This is a genomic window from Sphingomonas canaveralia (assembly GCF_047238125.1).
In the GTDB taxonomy this organism is placed as follows: domain Bacteria; phylum Pseudomonadota; class Alphaproteobacteria; order Sphingomonadales; family Sphingomonadaceae; genus JBDFMH01.
This window is the reverse complement of record NZ_JBDFMH010000001.1, coordinates 2,280,923-2,301,646: the sequence shown is the minus strand read 5'-3', so window position 1 is coordinate 2,301,646 and position 20,724 is coordinate 2,280,923. Positions and strand designations below refer to the sequence as shown.

21 protein-coding genes and 1 tRNA gene are annotated in these 20,724 nt (G+C 63.4%); 6 read left to right on the top strand and 16 right to left on the bottom strand.

The features are described 5' to 3' along the window. Window positions 1-28: 28 nt before the first annotated feature. The 6 genes from ABC347_RS11540 to ABC347_RS11515 form a co-directional block, all read right to left on the bottom strand. Window positions 29-1,354, bottom strand: coding sequence for an MvaI/BcnI family restriction endonuclease (locus tag ABC347_RS11540; protein ID WP_413245875.1), 1,326 nt, complete (start codon window positions 1,352-1,354; stop codon window positions 29-31). Between the two features lie 2 nt (window positions 1,355-1,356). Further along, the gene (locus ABC347_RS11535; protein ID WP_413245874.1) at window positions 1,357-1,809 is read right to left on the bottom strand and encodes a very short patch repair endonuclease; all 453 of its coding nucleotides are present in this window, start codon (window positions 1,807-1,809) and stop codon (window positions 1,357-1,359) included. 1 nt (window position 1,810) lies between these two features. Further along, window positions 1,811-3,040 (bottom strand): DNA (cytosine-5-)-methyltransferase, encoded by a 1,230-nt coding sequence (dcm, locus tag ABC347_RS11530; protein WP_413245873.1) that lies wholly within the window; start codon window positions 3,038-3,040, stop codon window positions 1,811-1,813. Between the two features lie 173 nt (window positions 3,041-3,213). Further along, window positions 3,214-4,335, bottom strand: coding sequence for a hypothetical protein (locus tag ABC347_RS11525; RefSeq protein ID WP_413245872.1), 1,122 nt, complete (start codon window positions 4,333-4,335; stop codon window positions 3,214-3,216). Next, window positions 4,335-6,530 (bottom strand): sensor histidine kinase, encoded by a 2,196-nt coding sequence (locus ABC347_RS11520; RefSeq protein ID WP_413245871.1) that lies wholly within the window; start codon window positions 6,528-6,530, stop codon window positions 4,335-4,337. The genes ABC347_RS11525 and ABC347_RS11520 overlap by 1 nt, the downstream gene beginning before the upstream one ends. Window positions 6,531-6,906: 376 nt before the next feature. Then, complete coding sequence (locus tag ABC347_RS11515) at window positions 6,907-7,074, bottom strand: excisionase family DNA-binding protein (protein ID WP_413245870.1); 168 nt, start codon at window positions 7,072-7,074, stop codon at window positions 6,907-6,909. Between the two features lie 560 nt (window positions 7,075-7,634). Between ABC347_RS11515 and ABC347_RS11510 the strand changes: the two genes are divergently transcribed. Continuing rightward, a complete protein-coding gene (locus ABC347_RS11510) occupies window positions 7,635-8,090 on the top strand; it encodes a MaoC family dehydratase (RefSeq protein WP_413245869.1) in 456 nt (151 codons plus the stop codon). Next, the gene (locus tag ABC347_RS11505; RefSeq protein WP_413245868.1) at window positions 8,087-8,932 is read left to right on the top strand and encodes an HpcH/HpaI aldolase/citrate lyase family protein; all 846 of its coding nucleotides are present in this window, start codon (window positions 8,087-8,089) and stop codon (window positions 8,930-8,932) included. Before ABC347_RS11510 ends, ABC347_RS11505 begins: the two co-directional genes overlap by 4 nt. A gap of 3 nt (window positions 8,933-8,935) precedes the next feature. Here ABC347_RS11505 and ABC347_RS11500 read toward each other — a convergent pair whose 3' ends face one another. Together ABC347_RS11500 and ABC347_RS11495 are read right to left on the bottom strand one after the other, a co-directional pair. Further along, complete coding sequence (locus tag ABC347_RS11500; protein WP_413245867.1) at window positions 8,936-9,637, bottom strand: VIT1/CCC1 transporter family protein; 702 nt, start codon at window positions 9,635-9,637, stop codon at window positions 8,936-8,938. A gap of 58 nt (window positions 9,638-9,695) precedes the next feature. Next, a tRNA-Arg gene (locus tag ABC347_RS11495) sits at window positions 9,696-9,772 on the bottom strand. Between the two features lie 55 nt (window positions 9,773-9,827). Between ABC347_RS11495 and ABC347_RS11490 the strand changes: the two genes are divergently transcribed. Further along, window positions 9,828-10,574 carry a queuosine precursor transporter gene (locus ABC347_RS11490; RefSeq protein WP_413245866.1) on the top strand — a complete coding sequence of 249 codons (747 nt, stop codon included), beginning with the start codon at window positions 9,828-9,830 and terminating at the stop codon, window positions 10,572-10,574. A 22-nt stretch (window positions 10,575-10,596) separates the two neighbouring features. On the opposite strand, the gene ABC347_RS11485 is transcribed toward ABC347_RS11490, so the two are convergent. The 6 genes from ABC347_RS11485 to ABC347_RS11460 form a co-directional block, all read right to left on the bottom strand. After that, on the bottom strand, window positions 10,597-10,842 hold the full coding sequence (locus ABC347_RS11485; protein ID WP_413245865.1) for a hypothetical protein: 246 nt from the start codon (window positions 10,840-10,842) through the stop codon (window positions 10,597-10,599). Between the two features lie 143 nt (window positions 10,843-10,985). After that, window positions 10,986-11,651 (bottom strand): phosphoribosylformylglycinamidine synthase subunit PurQ, encoded by a 666-nt coding sequence (gene purQ / locus ABC347_RS11480; protein WP_413245864.1) that lies wholly within the window; start codon window positions 11,649-11,651, stop codon window positions 10,986-10,988. Window positions 11,652-11,656: 5 nt separating this feature from the next. After that, on the bottom strand, window positions 11,657-11,890 hold the full coding sequence (gene purS / locus ABC347_RS11475) for a phosphoribosylformylglycinamidine synthase subunit PurS (RefSeq protein ID WP_413245863.1): 234 nt from the start codon (window positions 11,888-11,890) through the stop codon (window positions 11,657-11,659). An 82-nt stretch (window positions 11,891-11,972) separates the two neighbouring features. Beyond that, window positions 11,973-12,275 carry a hypothetical protein gene (locus ABC347_RS11470; RefSeq protein ID WP_413245862.1) on the bottom strand — a complete coding sequence of 101 codons (303 nt, stop codon included), beginning with the start codon at window positions 12,273-12,275 and terminating at the stop codon, window positions 11,973-11,975. A 74-nt stretch (window positions 12,276-12,349) separates the two neighbouring features. Continuing rightward, complete coding sequence (purC, locus tag ABC347_RS11465; RefSeq protein WP_413245861.1) at window positions 12,350-13,129, bottom strand: phosphoribosylaminoimidazolesuccinocarboxamide synthase; 780 nt, start codon at window positions 13,127-13,129, stop codon at window positions 12,350-12,352. Between the two features lie 150 nt (window positions 13,130-13,279). Next, on the bottom strand, window positions 13,280-13,447 hold the full coding sequence (locus tag ABC347_RS11460) for a hypothetical protein (RefSeq protein WP_413245860.1): 168 nt from the start codon (window positions 13,445-13,447) through the stop codon (window positions 13,280-13,282). A 102-nt stretch (window positions 13,448-13,549) separates the two neighbouring features. Between ABC347_RS11460 and gcvA the strand changes: the two genes are divergently transcribed. Both gcvA and ABC347_RS11450 read left to right on the top strand, forming a co-directional pair. After that, entirely contained in the window at window positions 13,550-14,449 is a 900-nt protein-coding gene (gene gcvA, locus ABC347_RS11455; protein WP_413245859.1) for a transcriptional regulator GcvA, read from the top strand. Between the two features lie 59 nt (window positions 14,450-14,508). After that, window positions 14,509-14,895, top strand: coding sequence for a PRC-barrel domain-containing protein (locus ABC347_RS11450; RefSeq protein ID WP_413245858.1), 387 nt, complete (start codon window positions 14,509-14,511; stop codon window positions 14,893-14,895). Window positions 14,896-14,952: 57 nt separating this feature from the next. On the opposite strand, the gene ABC347_RS11445 is transcribed toward ABC347_RS11450, so the two are convergent. Further along, window positions 14,953-17,457, bottom strand: a complete 2,505-nt coding sequence (locus tag ABC347_RS11445) for a TonB-dependent receptor (protein ID WP_413245857.1) — start codon at window positions 17,455-17,457, stop codon at window positions 14,953-14,955. Between the two features lie 92 nt (window positions 17,458-17,549). After that, on the bottom strand, window positions 17,550-18,347 hold the full coding sequence (locus ABC347_RS11440) for a hypothetical protein (RefSeq protein ID WP_413245856.1): 798 nt from the start codon (window positions 18,345-18,347) through the stop codon (window positions 17,550-17,552). Between the two features lie 107 nt (window positions 18,348-18,454). Here ABC347_RS11440 and parC point away from each other — a divergent pair, with 107 nt between their 5' ends. Further along, window positions 18,455-20,716 carry a DNA topoisomerase IV subunit A gene (parC, locus tag ABC347_RS11435; protein WP_413245855.1) on the top strand — a complete coding sequence of 754 codons (2,262 nt, stop codon included), beginning with the start codon at window positions 18,455-18,457 and terminating at the stop codon, window positions 20,714-20,716. Window positions 20,717-20,724: the final 8 nt, after the last annotated feature.

Sequence of the window (20,724 nt, the reverse complement as noted above, 5' to 3'; positions counted from 1 at the left end):
CGCAGAGATGCCGGGCTCCGAAATCAGTCTATGAAACGTCGAGCGACGCGCATTCATGCCGTCCGTAAAGCCATGTCAGGTCGGAATGCGCGACGCGGAACTGACTTCGCCGCTTGATGGCCGGAGCGAGCGTTGATGCACCTTCGATTTTGACGGCCGGGTCATAGTAGACGTGGCCTGCTGCGAATCCTTTCAGGAACAGCAGGAAATCAGTCTTTTCGCACAGGAGCACATGGGCACCGTAGCTGTATTCGGGCGGTGGGGTGCGGAACAGTGAGGGCACATAGGCGGCTTGGGCATGCTTGCGGTTCCAATGTGACATTAATCCCTTGAACGACCACGACGCCGCCACTTCGTCTGCCGCTGTCAGCAACGCGAGGCCGCCTTCAATATCGGTGATCTTGCTGGTCGTAACATCGTAGCCGGCGAGGTTCATGCGCAACCCGGTCAGATGGTGCTGTCCGGTCTGACAATCGTACCGACCACCGAAGTTGAAGCGGTCCGGCGTGCCGCTCTGGTCGGGATACCCAAACCGCCTCATGAACGCTAGCACGCCCGCTGATTTATAGATGCCCCCGGTCGGCTCGGGCGTCATCAGTGTAACCGGTGATTTGGGCCGGAACCGGATGAAATCTCTGACGCCGTATTGCTTGACCTCCCAGCCCATAAAATCGGGCTCGGCGTACCCGTTAGGCGTGATCCCGAGCTCTGCCTCCAGCGTGTAGCCGCCGCCGTTACGCGCCGTGTAAGGCATCTTGGTACCGTCCGCCGCCAGCTTTTGCGATGCGATCCATTGCAGCCGCCAGATGCGGCGCAGCTCGCGCAGCAGAACGGTTTTGGGATCGTCCTGCGTGAGGCTAAGCGGCAATTCGAGAAACACGCCGACCGTATTCCACGGATGCGCGAGCAGCTCCGCCGCGACCGGGCTGTCAGCCGCCAGCGCGTGCGCCAGAACGTCACCCTCCGGCGTCATGCCAAGCACCAGCACCCGCCCTTCTCGTCGGACCGTCATGATCGCGTTTGGCGCGGCCTGGCAACCGCGTAGGAAGCCGGACAGCCGGACCTCCGGATAGTCAGGATAGAGGATGAGGTTGGCGCCCGGTGCCGGGTAACGGCCGCTCGCGTCGATCCAGTAGAGATTCACGAACGCCTTCGGCCGGTCCTGTTTGGAACCGGCGCGTTCGCTCGTGTCGATGATGATCTCACCGTGAGGGATAATATTCAGCGCGGCGAAGCCGCCGCCGAGATAGACCTGCTGCTTGGAATTGTCGTTCGACGCCAGACGCTTCGCATAGATGCGGGTCGCGCCGTGATGACGCATAAGATCGAGCAGCTGTTCAAGCGATGCGATCAATCTCAGCTCCCGCGGATCGTCAGTGACGGCTCGTCGGAGCGTATCCATGCGACCAGCCGCTGTATAGATTCGGAGAAATCCGGCTTCGTTCGCCCCTTTAGGCCGCACTCCCAGACTGTCGCGATGCGCCAGCCGGCAGAGCTTAACGCCGCTACGGCCTTCGCATCGTTGGCGACATTGCGCCCGATCTTCTCCTGCCAAAACTCGTGCCGGGTCGCGGGCCACTTGAAAAGATGGCAGTCGTGCCGGTGCCAGAAGCAGCCGTTAATAAAGATTACTGCGCGCCAGCGCGGCAGCACCAGATCGGGGCGGCCGGGCAGGTCGGCAGCGTGCAGACGATAGCGCAGGCCCATCGCGTGAATCGCACGCCGGACCTGCATTTCCGGTTTCGTGTTGCCGCTACGGATTGCCGCCATGTTGCGGCTTCGCGTGACCGCGTCGTGAACGTCTGCCAAATCAGGCGGCTTCGCGCTGATCTTCTCCGGTCAGCGCAGTCGGCAAATGCGGCACCATGAGCTTCGCGACCGCCTCGAATACCGGCACCGCGACCGAATTCCCGAACTGCTTGTAAGCTTGGGTGTCGGATACCGGAATGCGGAAGTCGTCGGGATAGCCCATCAGCCGCGCGCACTCCCGCGGCGTCAACCGGCGCGGGTTCATTCGCGCGCCGCGGTTGACGAGGATTTCCGAACCGTCCTTGAAATATCTGGCCGACAGCGTCCGCGCGATGTCGTCGCCCGTGACGAGTCCAAACCCAAAGCCGTTGCCGGCAGCTTTGTGCTTGGCGGCATAGTCCTGCAAATACTGCCAAAGCTTGTCGGTGAGCGTGTACTTGCCGTTAACGATCGCCTTGTCGCCGAGCGTGTAAGGCGCTTCCGGGACCTCCGAGCCGTTTTCGGGGTGGAGGATCTCGCCCAAGCGGACTTGGCCCTTCGGCGGCAACCGGAGCGCGTTCCATGAGAACGGCACGTCGTCGCGGAATCCAACGATAACGATCCGCTCGCGATGCTGCGGCAGGAAGTGCCCGGCGTCGATCACCTTATGCCACACTTGGTAGCCCAGTTCCTCGGTCAGCGTCTTTAGGATCACCTGAAAGGTGCGGCCCCTGTCGTGGCTGGTCAGGTTCTTGACGTTTTCAAGCATGAAAGCCGCCGGATGCTTGTCCTTCAGAATGCGAGCGACATCGAAGAACAGCGTACCCTGCGCCTCGCAGGCGAAACCGTGATTACGACCGAGTGAATTCTTCTTGGAAACGCCCGCGATCGAAAAGGGCTGGCAAGGGAAGCCCGCCACCAGCACATCGTGGTCGGGAATGTCTGCGGTGTTAATCTTGGTGATGTCGCCCTCGACCGGGCGGTTGTCGCGGAAATTGGCCGCATAGGTTTGCTGCGCAAACTTGTTCCACTCCGATGTGAAAACGCAATGACCGCCCACCGCATCGAAAGCTTTCCTCAGACCGCCAATTCCCGCGAACAGATCGATGAAAGTGAAGTGGCCGCGAGCCGGCGTTCGGGTCGTTGCCGCGGCTGCCATCGAGCGGAGGAGATTTATTGCAGCCATGCGCGGCTTGCCGTCCCCGCATTCCCAACGATACACCTGTCGAGCGCTGTAGCCCGTCATCAGCGCCAGTTCCTCGACGGACAATCCGGCCTGCGTGCGCAGGGTCGAAAACTCGTTTCGCAGCATGTCACCTCTGGGACTATTTTTGACACGACGTCGTGATTGATCCCAGCTTACACTGCGCCAGATCATCTGCAAGTTCTATTTCTGTTCTAATGCGTGTGAGCTGATCCAGGCGTGTCGCGGTCCAATTTCGGCCATCCATCAAAGCCCAACGACGCCCGCTTGCTACCGTTCTGCTAAGAGCCCGCATTCGGCTTCGGCTTGTAGAACATCACGTCAATGTCCGGCTGACCGACGCGGCTTGCGTAGGTGCCAAACCGTTGCGTGAGATTCTGAAGGAACGGCGCCGCGAGCGATGCCTTTCGGTTGCCGAGCGACGCCGCCAGCTCGATGAAGGGGCGGGTGTCGATGTCTGCGAAGTCGACGAGCAGCGGTTCGCTCGTGCCGGGCAGCGGGGAAAGAAAGTGCTTTGAAATGCCTGGCGGCTGCTGCTGATTCGTCAGCTTGCGGAAGTATTTACCGGCCTTCTCCGCCGTCGCGTCCACCGAAAGCTTGGCGATCTGACCCTCCCAATCCTGTTCACCGCGAAGACAGCGTGCGAGCAGAACGCGGCTGACGTTGCCATTGGCCATGTCGCACGCTGGTGTCAGTACGATCCACAGATCGTTGTCGAACTCGAAGATGTCGCCGGTATGTGCGCGATGATCCCAGAGCGATGGCATTACGTAAGTTTCGAACGGATGCCACTTAATCGCGTCCGGACCATCATTGCCCAGCATCTCGGCGACGTGGCCGGCGTATTGCCTAGTCACGATATCCGTTAGCGACGGTCCGTCGCCAGTCTCGAGATCGAGCCCGGCAAAGTCTTTCCAGTGCGGCCATAGTCGGCCTGCGAATATCTCGGCAGATGCCTTCCGAATTCGTTTGCGCGCCGCCGCAACGACACCCGCCATCTCCCAGAATGTGCTGAACCACCCAACCGCGTCGTCATAGGCAGACTTGTCGCCCTTGTTGAAAACCTGCACCATCTTCGACTTGCGCAGGCGCTGATCCAGATCGTTGGGATTGCCGCTCATGATCGCGACCGGGATACCGCAGGTATCGAGGGCCGTCACCGCCAGCTCGTTACCTCTCGGTTCGGTCGATTTTCCCTTCGCTTTATCCGGTAATCTCAGATCGAAGAGGGCGAAGTCGTACCGGACACGCTCGAGCCTTCCGCGGGCGTCGTCCGCGGTTTCGCAGATTTCTAGCCGAAACTCTCGGTCGGGTTTCTCAGCGTTCCAGCGACCCACCGCCATTTCCATGAGATCGATGATGCCCGGATCGTCTTCGACGAACAGGATGTGCCGTTCCCCCATTACGTATCCTTGGCTGGAAATTGGATCTCGAAGCGAGCCCCGTGCGGGTAATCCAGATGATAGAAGAGCGATGCATCGGACCGGGCGAGCGTCTCGCGGGCGATGTTGAGGCCGAGACCGGTTCCGGCATCCTTTAGCGTGAATCCGACGTCAAAGATCGCTTCGGCGAACTCGGCGGGAATACCAGGTCCGTTATCCGTGATCATGATCGATACCGAACCCTGCCGCCGATGCAGCGAAACGGTGACCTTCGGATCAGGTGTCTGGGATTGTTCGAGCCAGTGGATCGCATTGCCGATGAGGTTGACCAGCGCGGTACCGAGATCGTCGCGGTATCCAAAGACTGCGCTGACGCGATCGGCGTTCTCGACATCGACGGGGACATGATGGCTTTCGAAGAGCGCCTTGGAACTGTTTATAACGTTGACCGGATTGAACTCCTCGGGGTCTCCCCGCTTCCCGCCTGCAAGCGGGCGCAAGCTTACGAACAGTGACGACAGACGCTCGCCACGTTCGGCGATCAGCGGCAGACGTTTTTCGTAGCTGGCAATCGCCTCTTCGTACCGCGGCCCGTTCTTTGCTAAGACGAGCTTGAACTGGCTATGCAGCAGGCCGGACGCCTCCGCGACGTAACGCGCAGCAGGTCCCCCCTCGTGCAGAATCTCGCCCACGATTGCACCAAGTGACGACTTCGCTTCGAGCAATCGCTGGCGCTCTTCGAGTGCGTCGATTCTCTCGGTCAGTTGCGCCTCCTGACGGGAGATCACCTGCTCCGCCTCCGCGCGTTTGCCGGGCTCCAGCTTGTTGAGCAGCCGGCGAATCTGGCTGAATTCTGCGACCTTGCGAACGTCCTCGAATGAGGTCGAACGGCGCCTCGCGATGCCGGCGTTTTCCCGGAACAGTTGTCGCTTTGGCTCGACGACCTCGGCCAGCAGCGTCACGACGAGACGCCGCAATCGCTTGAATGCAGCGTTCTGTTCGAATCCTTCGCGGCTACTCCGCTCGATCAGATCGCTGTCTTCCGGGGAGGCAACGCTGATGTATCCGGCGATCTGATTGTGACCGATCCTCAGAGATGGATCCTGCACGCGCCGGGTATCGAGCGTAAGCCAGTCGTTTTCAGGATCACCGTATGGGCGGACGCGAAAGCCCTGCCGGAAGATTGCGACTCCCGCTATGCTGTCGAGAATTCCCCGCGCTTTTGCGGCGTTGAGTTCGCCGAGGCCCGCCTGCTTGAGGCTCGCGCGCACAGCGTCCGCTTCGCGATCGAAGATGAAAAGCTCGATGCCGACAGCGCCGCAGGGTTCTTCGTCCTCCTTTGCCGGCACCCTGAGCGTTATCGCTTGGGCGGCGGTGCCGGCCCGGCGATTTGCAAATGTGCCGATAAACTCACCCTGGTCGTCAAAATTTCCCCGCACCTGATAGTCCGATGCCGTCAGGATTGGGACGGGCAAAACCTGCCACGGCTTGGCAGACGAGTTTAACGGAACGACGGCTTCGGTCGCCGAGAAGACTGCGGCCCCGTCAAAGCCACTGTTGGCTTGAGTGATCGCCGACAGGTCTAGAAAAATGCTGAAATTGCCCGCGCTGTCATCAGCACTAAACGGCGATACGAGCCTGCGCAGTTCGAGATGAAGACGAGCAAGCTTTTCGCTGGACCAAGCTTCGTTGAGTTCGCTAATTTCGATCAGCGTGCCGGTGCCTGAAGTCGTGTCGCGAACGGAATAGTCGATGGCGATCGCGTCGAGATAGGCGTCAGCCGAGAACAAAGACCAGTCGAGGTCCGGTATCAGAACCTCTTTGCGCGCCCCTTTCTTACCGCTGATCGAGTAGAGCCCCATCCTCGCCCCGAGCTTGGCGGCAGCGAAGCGGCCGATCCCCTTTGACCCCATCATTAGCCGGCCCTTGCCCGGCGAACGACGGCTGGTCAGTTTGGAAGTCGTGGCCGGCTCCATCCATTTTTCTTGGATGTCTTCGAGTCGCATGCCGTGTCCGTCGTCCTGAACCACGATCATCCCGCGCCGCGCTGTGAGTGGTGGAACGAATCGGATCGAAACCTCAGATGCGTCGGCATCGTAAGCGTTTTTGACCAGTTCAATGACCGCGGCTTCGGGGCCGCTGATCAGCTGGTCGCCGATGGTCCTGATGATCCGCGCGCGGGGCCTGAAGCGGAGTTTGTCTAGCTGATCCGGCATTGATTACGCCCCCTTCAACGCGTTGTAATTGAGGCGCGAGAAGCAGCAAGTGTGATTTTCGGGATCGCGTGGCGTTACCTGCGGCCGCACCCGCACAGCGCCTGATCCATTTATCACGCCTCCTTGAGCAATACCCAGCTGAACCAAAAAATGACCGCTTTCGGGAGCGCTATTACGGATCAGCAATGGTCGATATTGGGGGCGCATAGCTGCCGCTAGGTTTCGGCTGAACGAACGGCCGCTTACAACCTTCACGCGCGCCCGGAAGCGGTCGCTCCGCCTACCTCCCAGCAGCGGACAACTTCGATGGGGCAAACTTCACCGTTTAGCGGTTCACGATCCCATGGGCTGTCGTCAGTTAGCTCTCTAACAGCATTCACAAGCTCGCCCGATCGATCAGGCGGGCGCGGCCTACCTTTACGCTGCGGAGCCTGCCCGGCTTCACAAGTCCGTAGACCGTCATCCGGCCCAATCCGGTTAGCCGGCAGGCATCGTCAACCCGCAGGGCCCAACGTTCTGCAGTCTCAGCTCGGTCAATTGACATTCCATGCTCCAACAATCGGCTGGAGCGTGGTCGCGCATCGCAAGGCGGTAGCGTCCTAGCAGCGCAACAGGATGTAGGAAAATGGGTTGTTGTTCGTCCGAGGTTGCAAAGACGACGGCACATTAATAGCTTAGCTATGTATAACCCCGTCTAACTAAATGTGAAGCGGTGTTTAACAGGTATTTGGCAAGCAGCTCAGTGCTTTAGCCTGCGGCCCCGCCGCGCAGGGTGTGCTGAGATTCCCCCTATCGCCGTTGACGAGGTCGTCGGATTGGCTTGATATAGACCAGTCCGCATTCGGTATCCGGAGCAGTCGCCAGCGGCATACCGGCGGCGGTTACAGCCTTAAAAGGCAGGGGCACAAATTTCTCTGGGGGCCCTTTTGGGGGCCCTTTGTGTCGGCTCCACAGGAAAGGTGCTTTTTCTAAAAGACTTGCACTTCTTCTTTGGGTCCTCTTATGGCACCATTTTCCCTATCTCGCATGTACCGATCCCGCCCCGGGCGGTTTCGCGGCCTGGCGGAATCGGGTAGCCGGATCGCGCGTAGCCGGGAGATCAGCGTGACGGGACGGACTTTCGAGCAATGGGCGGTCGGCGATCGGATCGTGCATCCCATCCGGCGGACTGTGACCGAGACCGACAATCTGCTCATTTCCGCGCTCACCCATAATCCGCAGCCGCTGCATCTCGACGCCGAATATGCCGGCGCGACCGAATTCGGACGGATCCTCGTCAATGGCACTTTCACCTTCGCGCTGATGGTCGGGCTGTCGGTGGCGGAGACGACGCTGGGCACGCTGATCGCCAATCTTGGTTACGACAAGGTCGTGATGCCGCGGCCCGTGTTCATCGGCGATACGCTGCGATCCGAGACCGAGGTGATCGCGGTGCGCGCATCGGGGTCGCGCAGCGATGCCGGCATCGTCACCTTCGCGCACGAGCTGTTCAACCAGCGCGATGAACTCGTCTGCCGCTGCCTGCGCAGTGCGCTAATGCGGCGGGGTCCCGGGGCGTGAGGCTGAGATCGCTGCTGTTCGTGCCGGGTGACCGGCCCGAGCGGATGGAGAAGGCGCTGGGGCTGGGCGCGGACGCGCTGATCCTCGACCTGGAGGATGCGGTCGCGCCTGCGGCCAAGCCGGCGGCGCGGCAGGCGGTGGCGGCGTTCCTGGCCAGTGATCGGCGCGGCGTGGAGATCTTCGTTCGTATCAACCCGCTCGATGGGGGGCTGGCGGAGCCGGATCTCGCCGCGGTGCTGCCGGGCCGGCCGGACGGGATCGTGCTGCCCAAGGCCGAAGGCGCGCCGTCGATCGCGGCGCTGGACGCGCTGCTGGCGGAGGGCGGGGCGGCCGGCCTGCCGATCCTGCCGATCGCGACCGAGACGCCGCTGGCGATGTTCAGGCTGGGCGACTATCCGGCTTTGGGTGCGCGCCTGACCGGGCTGACGTGGGGGGCCGAGGACCTGCCGGCGGCGATCGGCGCAGTCTCCTCGCGTGATGCCGATGGGATGCTGACCGCGCCTTACCAGCTGGCGCGATCGCTGACCTTGTTCGCCGCCGCCGCGGCCGGAGTGCCGCCGATCGAGACGGTCTTTCCCGCGATCCGCGATCTGGACGGCCTGGCGGCCTATGCGGCGCGGGCGGCGCGCGACGGCTTCACCGGCATGATGGCGATCCATCCCGCGCAGATCGCGCCGATCAACGCCGCCTTCACGCCGAGCGAAACGGCGATCGCGCAGGCGCGCGCAGTGATCGCCGCTTTCGCGGCCAGCCCCGGGGCAGGTGCGCTGATGCTCGACGGGCGCATGATCGATGCGCCGCATCTGAAGCAGGCGCGCGCGCTGGTCGCACGGCTGGACTGAAAGTCAGACGACCGCGCCGACCAGCCGGCCGATCAGGGCGGTCGCCACCATCGCGATCGTGCCCCAGACCGTGACCCGAACGGCTGCCCGGCCGATCGGTGCGCCGCCAACGCCGGCGCCGATCGCGCCGAGCAGCGCAAGCAGCAGCAGCGAGGCGATGGCGATCGTCGGCATCAGCGCCGATCCCGGCGCGATGACCACGATGGCCAGCGGCAGCGCAGCGCCGACAGTGAAGCTGGCGGCGGACGCGAGCGCCGCCTGGATCGGCCGGGCGCTGCCATGCGGAGCGATACCGAGCTCGTCGCGTGCATGGGCGCCCAACGCATCTGTCGCCATCAGCTGACGAGCAACCGCCGCCGCGGTATCGGGCGAGACACCGCGCGCTTCATAGAGGCCGGCGAGCTCGCGCACCTCGCCTTCGGGATCCGTCGCCAGTTCGCGTCGCTCGCGCGCGATGTCGGCGCGTTCGGTGTCGGCCTGCGAACTGACCGAGACATATTCGCCTGCCGCCATCGACATAGCGCCCGCCACCAGCCCCGCGCTGCCCGCAATCAGACTATCGGAGGGCCGGCCAGCCGCGGCGGCCACGCCAATGATCAGGCTGGCGGTCGAAACGATGCCATCGTCGGCGCCGAGCACCGCGGCGCGCAACCAGCCGATCCGCGCGATCAGGTGGCGTTCGGCATGTCCGCCCAGCCGGCTCATCGCGCAGCCCTTGCCGTCCCGCTCCGTCGATCGACCATGGTGCCACCCTTCATCTGATTGGTGCGCCCGGCAGGGTTCGAACCTGCGGCCTCAAGATTAGAAGTCTCGTGCTCTATCCAGCTGAGCTACGGGCGCCCGCGGACTGCCTAGCGCGGATTGCGTGGCGGCGGAACCACGATAGGATGACGTGATGGGGCCGGGGGACGATGGCACGCGCGGGATCGCTGCGGACGCGCTGGGAAGCGCGCCGCTGCGCTATTTCGATTTCGTGATGGCCGCCTTCGTCACCATCCTGTTGCTGTCGAACGTACTGGGCGCCGGCAAGGTGGCGACGGTGGACCTGCCGTTGATCGGGGCGTGGCCATTCGGCGCGGGCATCCTGTTCTTCCCGATCGGCTATGTGATCGGCGACGTGCTGACCGAAGTCTATGGCTATGCGCGCGCGCGGCGCTGCATCTGGGCCGGAACCACCGCGCTGCTGTTCATGGCGTTCATGGCGTGGGTCGTCGTGAAGCTGCCGCCGGCGGAAGGCTGGGGCGGGCAGCCGGCCTACGAACAGGTGTTCGGGCAGGTCCCGCGGATCGTGTTCGCATCGATCCTGGCGTTTTGGGCGGGGGAATTCGCCAATAGCTATGTGCTGGCCCGGATGAAGCTGTGGACCGGCGGGCGGATGCTGTGGACGCGCACGATCGGATCCACGATCGTCGGCCAGGGTGTGGACAGCCTGATCTTCTACCCACTCGCCTTCTGGGGCGCGGCCGGCTGGACGCCCGAACTGGTGCTGCGGGTGATGGTCACGCAATGGGCGCTGAAAGTGACGTGGGAAGCGCTGCTCACCCCCGTCACCTATGGTGTGGTCGGCTTCCTGAAGCGGCGTGAAGGCATCGACATCTTCGACGCCGACACCGATTTCACGCCGTTCCGCGCGCGGATCTGATCAGCGCGGAACGGCTTGATGGCTATTGGCCGCGCTTGCCGAGTTCGGCCCATTCCTCGGCAGTCTTGCAGATTTTCTTCTGCTTGAGGCCGCCGATCAGACCCGTCCCCACGACCATCCGGCGGCGGCAGATCTCGCCATTCTCGTTCTCGTTCGGCGCGGCGGCGCGCGCCGGCGTGCTGGCCGATGTCGGCAACGGCGTGGTGGCGGCATAGCTTTCGGTGGCTTCGGCGGGCGCGATCATCAGCGCGATCATGGTCAGGATCATCGTCACGGTCCCCAGTTGCGCCGCCCGACCCCCTGTGGCCGAGCTAAGCTTCAGGACAACCTCTCGATCCCTCGGGGCACCCCCGGACCGCCATGCTGCGATGCACAAGAATGAGCGCGAAATAACGCGCGCGTCAAGCGCGATCAGGCGATCGCTTCGACCAGTCCTGAAAAGAGCCGGCGGCCATCGTCTCTGCCGTGCGCTCGTTCGATCATCCGCTCCGGATGCGGCATCAGCCCGAGCACGTTGCCAGCATCGTTCAGGATACCGGCAATATCGCGTGCACTGCCGTTGACGGGTTCCCCATAACGGAACGCGATCCGGCCCTCGCCCTCCAGCCGGTCGAGCGTCTCGGGATCTGCAGTGTAGTTGCCGTCATGATGCGCCACCGGAACACGGATCGCCTCGCCAGCGGCATAGCCGCGGGTGAATGGCGAATGCGTGCTGGACACCGTCAACGAGACTTCGCGGCACACGAAATCCAGCCCGGCGTTGCGCATCAGCGCGCCCGGCAGCAGGCCAGCCTCGGTCAGGATCTGGAAACCGTTGCAGACCCCCAGTACTGCGACCCCGCGCTCCGCAGCTGCGACCACCGCCCGCATCACGGGCGAGCGCGCCGCCATCGCGCCGGAACGCAGATAATCGCCGTAGGAAAAGCCGCCGGGGACCGCGATCAGGCCGATGCCATCGGGCAGTTCGGTTTCACGGTGCCACACCATCGCTGGCGCCTGCCCGGTCGTATCGCGCAGCGCCACCGCGAGATCGCGGTCGCAATTCGATCCCGGGAAGACGATGACCGCACTCTTCATGATGCTCAGCCCGCCCGCTCGATCCGGTAATTTTCGATCACCGTGTTGGCGAGCAGTTTGCGGCACATCGCATCGATATCCGCCTCGCTGACGTTGTCGGCCAGATCGAGCTCGATCAGCTTGCCCTGCCGGACATCGTTGACGCCCGAGAAGCCGAGGCCTTCCAGCGCATGGTGGATCGCCTTGCCCTGCGGGTCGAGCACACCGCCCTTGAGCGTGACAAAGATGCGGGTCTTCATGGAGCCGATATCCTCGGGCTGAACTGCGCGGTCGCTATGATCCAGCAAGGCGCGCAGGGCAAGACGCCCGCGCGCAGGCGCGTCAGGCCTCGACCGCGAACAGCGCGGAGCCTTCGTACCGCTCCGCCTTGGGATCGAACACCGGCGCTGGCTGGAAATGCTGGTTGGCCAGTTCAAGCTCGGTCAGCCCGGTCAGCTTGAACGAGCCCAGCTTCACCTCGCGCGGGGGCTTGCCGTCGCGTTCCACTGTGACCGCATCGACATAGAGTTCATCATGCCGGGTGTAGAGGATATGCGGGGCCAGCCGCACGGTGCCCCGGTTGTAGCGCGCCGCGACACATTTCCGCAGTGCGATTGCCTCGAGCAGGATCTGGTTCGCTTGCATCGCCTTACAATGGCCCGCGCAAGTTACGGTTTCAAGAAAATTTGTGCGTCGCAACAAAAAGGCGGCCGATCGCCCTATTTGCCGCGATTTTTGCGATGCTTCTCGAGGTCGAGAACGGTGGTGTCAGCCCCTTCCGGAAGCAGCCCGAGCCGCCGTGCGATCTCCTGATAGGCCTCGACTTCGCCACCGAGATCCTGGCGGAAACGATCCTTATCCAGCTTCTCGCCGGTCGCCATGTCCCACAGACGACAGCCGTCGGGGCTGATCTCGTCCGCCAGGATGATGCGGCTATAGTCGTTGTCCCAGATCCGCCCGAATTCCAGCTTGAAGTCGACCAGGCGGATGCCGATCGCCGCGAACAGCCCGCAAAGAAAGTCATTCACGCGGATCGCCATGTCGGCGATGTCGTGCATTTCTTCCTGGCTGGCCCAGCCGAAGCAGGCGATATGCTCGTCGGCCACCATCGGATCGCCCAGCGCATCGTCCTTGTAATAATATTCGATGATCGTGCGGGGCAGCTGGGTGCCTTCCTCGATCCCCAGCCGCTTGGTGAGGCTGCCCGCGGCGACGTTGCGCACGACGACCTCGATCGGCACGATCTCGACCTGGCGGATCAGTTGCTCGCGCATGTTCAGGCGGCGGATGAAGTGCGTCGGCACGCCGATATGGCCGAGCAGCGTGAAGACATGCTCGGAAATGCGGTTGTTCAGGACGCCTTTGCCGCTGATCGTGCCCTTTTTCTGGGCATTGAACGCCGTCGCGTCGTCCTTGAAATACTGGATCAGCGTGCCCGGCTCGGGGCCCTCGTACAGGATCTTGGCTTTGCCTTCGTAGATCTGGCGGCGACGGGACATGGGCGGTTCTTTTCCCTCGCAGGGCTGAAAAATGGCTCGCCCCGGCGGAACGCTCCCTGAAAGGGGCGTCGCGGGCCGGGGCGTGCGAGGAGTGGCTATACAGGAGTGGCCGACCAAGGGCAATCAGACCCGCGGCGGCCGGACCCGCCGTCAACCCTGCCCGGGGCAGCGCGGAACCGAGCGGATGCGCGGGCGTGCATATTGCAGGGCGACGAGCCGTTCGAACCCGGCCCAGCCGGCGGTGAAAAGCATGACCAGCGCCGTCGCGGTCTCGGTACGATGATCCGCCCAGGCGCGCACTTCCTGATGATCGATCATGAGAGCCTCCTTCCAGTCTGACCCACCCGAAATGCGCCCGATCCGATCTCGCCGCCAACGAAAGGATGGACCGAGATCACAAGCGGGCCTTATGAAAGCGTCATGCGACGCCTGCCGCCTCTTGCTGCCGTTCGTGCCTTCGAAGCGGCTGCGCGCCACCAGAATTTTACGGTGGCGGCGGACGAGCTGGGGATGACCCAGGCTGCGGTCAGCTATCAGATCAAGCTGCTCGAATCCCGGCTCGGGCTGGCGCTGTTTCGGCGCGAGCAGCGGCGTGTGGTGCTGACCGAGGCGGGGCGCCGTGCCGCCACCCAACTGACCGCCGCCTTCGACGGGATCGATGCCGCTTTCGCGGGGCTGCGGGCCGAGGACGAAGGCACGCTCGCGCTCTCGACGTCGCAGACCTTCGCCAACACCTGGCTGGCGTGGCGGCTGGGCGGCTTCCAGATGGCCTATCCCGATCTGGCCGTGCGACTGGCGACCAGCGACGCGCTCGTCGATTTCGCCCGCGACGAGATCGACGTCGCCATCCGCAGCGGGCGCGGCGGCTGGCCGGGCGTATCGGCCGAACTGCTGTTCCGCGCCGATTTCACGCCGATGTGCAGCCCGACCTTCCTGGCGCGGCAGGGCGGCACGCTGGCGCCTGCCGATCTGCTGCATCTGCCGTTGATCGGTCCCGACGACCCTTGGTGGCCCCACTGGCTGCGCGAGGTTGGGGTCGACGTGGCGGATGGTGCGATCCGGCGCGGCTTGCGGCTCGAATCGCAGGCCAATGAAGGCCATGCCGCAATCGCCGGGCAGGGGGTGGCAATGCTGACGCCGCTGTTCTGGCGGAACGACCTGGCGGAAGGGCGGCTAGTGCGGCCATTCGCGCAGGTTTCGTCGCGCGGATTCGGCTATTGGCTGGTCTGCGCCGAACATCGCCGGCGGGTGCCGAAGATCCGCCGCTTTGCCGAATGGCTGACGGCCGAGTTGGCCGCCGATCTGGATGCGATGGCGTAACGGAACCCGGCCGGTCGCGGGCGGTTCAGTCCGCGACCATGAAGATCGAGGAACTTTGCATGTCCGACCATGATAGCACCGTGACCGAACCCACCTCGCTGCTGGTGGCATCGAACAAGGTCGATGCGATCAAGACGGTGACGCGCGACGGCGATGCGCTGGGATCGATCCATACGCTGATGATCAACAAGCGGACCGGTCAGGCGACCTATGCGGTGCTCAGTATCGGCGGCTTCCTCGGCATGAACCGCAGCTTCTATCCGCTGCCGTTCCAGCTGCTGTCGTACAATCACGTCGACGACAATTATGTCGTGACGATCGACCGCCGCCTGCTGGAAGGCGGGCCGAGTTGGTCGAACAACGCGCCCGAGTTCAACCAGGCCTATGCCGATCGTGTCGCCAACTATTATGGCGTGCCGCCGGCCGATCTCTCGATTGCGGGCTGAGGCGGATCGCGATCGGTTCGGCGTGGCCCAAACCGATCGCGACCGGCATGGCAGTCGCTAGAAGCTGAACTTGATCGTGCCGCCCCAGGTCCGCGGATCCGGCAGCTGCGCGCTGATCAGGCCGGTATTGCCCGGCGTGACTGCAAGCGACTCGAAATAGTCCTCCCTGAACGCATTGCGTACCCAGCCGAAGATATCGAAGTCGTCCGTCCGGAACCCGACGCGGAAATTGTGAACCGAGTAGCCCGAGATATCGGTGTAGATCGAGCGCGACGCGTTCGAGGAGAATTTCGAGCGATAATTTGCGTCGTAACCGACATAGGCCTGCCCATCGCGACCCAGCAGCGAGCCCGGCAAATTATATTCGGTCCCCCACGAGAATGCCCATTTCGACACGCCCGGCAGCCACTGACCGGAAATGTCGCAGTTGGCGGGGCTGTTGGCGCCCGGGGTGGCTGGCGGCCCCGGTGGCGTTCCGGTGCCGCCGCCGGCCAGTTCCGGAGGGCACGGCGCGTTGGTGAACCGCTTGAATTCATGATCGGTGTATGCGCCGCTCAGATAACCACTGAACCGCTCGCTCGGCCGGATTGCGAAGTCGGCTTCGATGCCGCGCACGCGCACCTTGTCGGCATTGGCCAGATAGCCGCGCAGCACGTTGCTGCCGCTGACGTTGCTGATCACGCTGGCCTGGAAATCGTCGATCTCGGTCCAGAAGCCGGCCAGGTTCAGCGTCGCGCGCCGATCCCAGAACTGTGTCTTCAAACCGACTTCGAAATGATTGACCTTCTCCGGCTTGATGACCGCGACGTCGAGCTGGGGTAGCCCGTTCGCCTGGCTGGGTACGCCGTTCAGGTTGACGCCGCCCGTCTTGAACGATCGTGCATAGGTCGCATAGGCGTTGATATCCTGCGTGATCTCGTAGGCGAGATTGAGATCGTAGGACAGGTTCCAGTCGCTGTACGGCACCTCGAAGAATTGCGACGCCTGCACGCCGCGCTGCGCGGCCGTCCAAGGGTCATTGTAGGATGGGCTGGCGGGATCGTTGCTGACGATCTGGCGGGTGCCGTTGGAAGCCGTCCCCGTGACGACCGAGTTGTAGAAGCCGTCCTTCTTGTCGTAATTGATCCGGATGCCGGGCGAGATCGTGAGACGATCCGTGACCTTCCAGTTCAGTTTCCCGAATGCGGCCAGGCTGGTGTTGTCGAGCCGGATGTCGTTCTCCGCGAGGACGCCGTTCAGCACCGCCGGATTGTTGGACAAGGCGCTGGTGGGATTGAGCAGCCAGGCGCTGGCCGCGGTGCCCGTTTCCTGGATGCCGCTGGTGCGGATCTTCTGGTGGAAGGCGAATGCGCCGATCACGAAATTGATCGCGTCACCTTCGTAATTGTAGCGGAATTCCTGGGTGTACTGCTTCTGCTTCGTCGGGTTGTTGACCTTGGTGTAGATCGGCAAGCCCGTGAAATCGCGATCGTTCTTCGGGCCCCAATCCCAGTAGCGCCAGGCGCTGACCGAGGTCAGCGTGCCCGGCCCCAGATCCCATTCGATCCGCGCGGATGCGCCGCCATGTTCGTTGCGAGCGGCAATATCGGCATCCAGGTTCGTCAACCGATCGAACGGATCGGTGCTCGGCACGCCGTTGTTGGGATACTGCCTCACGAAATCGGGAAAGCGTGACAGCAGGGCGGCATATTGCCGGTTGCGCGCCCGCTGCGTGGTTCCGACCCGCGCATAGATCTGCACGCAGCAGATCGGGTTCTGTAGATTATAGTCGCCGGAAAGCGTGACGTTCAGCCCTTCGGCAGGCTTCCAGAGCAGGGTGCCGCGGACACCAAGATTATCCTGCGAATTGACATGCTGATCGGTGGCAACATTGTAGATCGTCCCGCGCCGATCGGTGTTCGACACGCTGATGCGCGCGGCCAGCGTGTCGGTCAGCGGGCCGGATACCGATGCCTTGCCTTGCTTGAAGCCGTAATTACCGAGCGAGACTTCCGCGCGTCCCTCGAAATCGAAGCTTGGTGCGCGGGTGGTGATGTTGATTGCACCGGCGGTGGTGTTCTTGCCATACAGCGTGCCTTGCGGGCCGCGCAGCACCTCGATCCGTTCGACATCGACGAAATCGAGCGTCGCCGATGCGATCCGGTTGTAATAGACCTGATCGATATAGATGCCGACGCCCTGCTCGAACCCGTCGTTGGTCAGGCCGAACGGCGCGCCGATGCCACGGATGTTGATGAAGGTGTTGCGTGGGTTGGTCGAATAGAATTGCAGTGTCGGCTGGAGCTGGGTGAGGCGATTGATATTGTAGGTGCCCTGCGCTTCCAGCGTCTGGCCGCTGACGACCGAGATCGCCAACGGTACATCCTGTACATTCTCCTGCCGCCGTCGCGCGGTGACGACGATATCGCTGGCGCCGGGGGTGAACGCATCGGCCGCGGTCGTTGCGGCGCTGTCTGCCGCAGCCGCAGTTTCCTCGGCCGGCACGGTCTGTGCGTTCAGCGGAGCCGCCAGCCCGGCCAGCCCGGCACCCGCCAGCAGCCATGTCTTCGAGATGCGCGTCATCGATTGTCCCCCGAGCCTTGTAGGGGTGTTTGTCCACCGTATCGGTTGAGAAAGCGAGCCTAGTTTTTCTAGCTGTGGAGTAAGGAAACGCTTCAGTCGACTAGGGCGGTGTCCGGAAAGAAGCGGCGGCGAATCCGCCGCCAAGTCCAAGCAAGTGCCATCAGCGCGACAATCCACGGTCCGAGCGAGATCAGAATGTAGAGGATCTGGGCGGTTGCGGTGAGGATGTTACTGCCACCCCGTCGCAACGCATCGCTGATCTGCGCAAGGCCGGTGGCGTCGCCTGCGAAATAGGTCAGCGTCACCGGCGTCGTAGCTAGCGATGCCTGCCTGGTCCCGTTGGCCGCGCTGATTTCACGCAGATCGGCACGCAATCGTTCGACCTGGGCGACACGCGCGCCGCGCTCGGAGTCGCTGCCCCGGCTCGACGCGAGCAGCCGTTCAGCCGCGGCCAATTCGGCGCGCACCGATGACGCGGTGCGTTCGGCTGCCTGCGTCTCGGGCGCGGTATCGGTGCCGCCGATTTCGGTGCTGACCATTCGGCCGCCACCGCGTTCGACAACAGCAACAGCATTTCGACCGAAGCGCCGCGCCAACGAAGGTGCCAGTGCCAGCGTGAGTTCGCCAGACACGTTATGATCATCGGGCTGCGAAAAACGGAGCGCTGTTATACGGCAACGCTGAATGCCAAGCGCTTCGCAGGCCGCGGCATGCATCTCCTGCATGGCGGCGATGCGGCGCGCCTCGATCGCGAAGCGATAGGCATAGTTGAAGGCGACGCCGGGTGCCGCCGTGACGGCGACATTCGGCCCCCCGGACTGCACGGCGTCTTCCGACTGATGCTCGGCACTGCATCCACTGAGCAACAGGCTTGCGATCACGAAACCCACTGTCCGATGCATCGCTTGTCCCTTGTCCGTTTCTCGATGGCTATGGTAGAAAAGATGGGACGTCCAGCCCGGTTCCCCTTTCCCCTGCGCTCGGCTAATCGCCGGCCATGGCTGCCGAACCCGCCTCTCCGCCGATCAACGACGCGCCGTTCGACGATGCGCTGTCGCAGCGCTATCTTGTCTATGCGCTGTCGACGATCACCGCGCGTTCGCTGCCCGATGTGCGCGACGGGCTGAAGCCGGTGCATCGGCGGCTGCTGTGGGCGATGCGGCTGCTGCGGCTGGATCCGGCAGCGGCTTACAAGAAATGCGCGCGCGTCGTTGGCGATACGATCGGCAAATATCATCCGCATGGCGACCAGTCGGTCTATGATGCGATGGTCCGGCTCGCGCAGGATTTCTCGCTGCGTTACCCGCTGGTCGATGGGCAGGGCAATTTTGGCAATATCGATGGCGATAACGCCGCCGCCTATCGCTACACCGAAGCGCGGCTGACGGCGACCGCGGCCGACCTGATGGCCGGGCTGGACGAAGGCACGGTCGATTACCGCCCGACCTATAATGGCGAGGAGGAAGAGCCCGAGATTTTCCCCGGGCTGTTCCCGAACCTGCTGGCCAACGGTGCGAGCGGAATCGCGGTCGGCATGGCGACATCGATCCCGCCGCACAATGCCGCCGAGCTGATCGATGCGGCAACGCTGCTGATCGACCGGCCGGAAGCCGATACGGCGATGCTGCTGGAGCATGTGCAGGGCCCCGATCTGCCGACTGGCGGGCTGATCGTGGACAGTCCGGCAGCGATCCAAGAGGCTTATGCCACAGGCCGCGGCAGTTTCCGCGTGCGTGCGCGCATCGGCGAGGAGCGCGAGAAGGGCGGCGGCTGGGTGCTGGTCGTCACCGAGATCCCGTTCCAGGTGCCCAAGGGCAAGCTGATCGAACAGATCGCGGCGCTGGTATCGGAGAAGAAGCTGCCGATCCTGGCCGACGTCCGCGACGAATCGGATGCCGAGATCCGCATCGTGATCGAACCGCGCAGCCGCACTGTGGATCAGGCAATGCTGCGTGACAGCCTGTTCCGGCTGACCGATCTCGAAGTGAAAATCCCGCTGAATCTGAACGTGCTTGATGCCGAGCGTACGCCCCGGGTGATGGGGCTCAAGCAGGCGCTGTCCGCCTGGCTGGAGCATCAGTTCGAGGTACTCGTGCGGCGATCGCGGCACCGGCTGGCCAAGATCGACGACCGGATCGAACTGCTCGACGGCTATATCATCGCCTATTTGAACCTGGATCGAGTGATCCAGATCATCCGCGAGCATGACGAGCCCAAGCCGCTGCTGATGGACGAATTCCAGCTGTCGGATCGGCAGGCGGAGGCAATCCTCAACATGCGGCTGCGGTCGCTGCGCAAGCTTGAGGAGATGGAACTGCGCCGTGAGCGCGACGCGCTGGACAAGGAACGCAAGGGGCTGGCCGAGCTGATCGACAGTCCCGCTCGTCAGCGCACGCGAATGAAGCGCGATCTGGCCAAACTGCGCGAACGCTATGCGCCCGAGACCGCGATCGGCCGTCGCCGCACGACCGTGGCCGAGGCTGCGCTGGCGCGCGAGATCCCGCTGGAAGCGATGATCGAGCGCGAGCCGATCACCGTCATCATGTCCAATCGCGGCTGGATCCGGGCGATGAAAGGACATGTCGCGCTGGACCAAGCGGATGCGCTGAAGTTCAAGGAAGGCGACGGCCCGGCCTTTGCGTTTCACGCGCAGACGACCGACAAGCTGCTGCTGGTGGTGGATAGCGGGCGCTTCTACACGCTGGCCGCGGATCGGCTGCCGGGCGGCCGCGGGTTCGGCGAGCCGGTGAAATCGATGGTCGATATCGAGGGCGATGCCGCCCCGATCGCGCTGTTCGCGGCCGGCGATCGCCGGCTGCTGCTGGCGACGAGCGATGGCCGCGGCTTCATCGCGCGCGCTGCGGAAGTGACTGCCGAGACGCGCAAGGGCCGCCAAGTCGTGAACCTGCGGCCCGGCGCGCGGCTGAAGCGGGTCGCGCCAGTCGCATCCGAATCGGACTATGTCGGCGTGATCGGCGACAATCGGAAACTGGTCGTATTTCCGCTCGACGAGCTGCCGGAAATGACGCGCGGATCGGGGGTGCAGCTGCAGCGCTATCGCGATGGCGGGCTGAGCGATGCGATCGCGTTCCGCTTTGCCGATGGGCTCAGCTGGGCGATGGGCGGCGACAGCGGCCGCACGCGGACCGAGGCGGACCTGACCGCATGGCGCGCGGCGCGGGGTGCAGCGGGGCGGATGCCGCCGGTCGGATTCCCGCGGAGCAACCGGTTCGAAATGGCGGATCCCCGACAGGACTAACCCTGTCT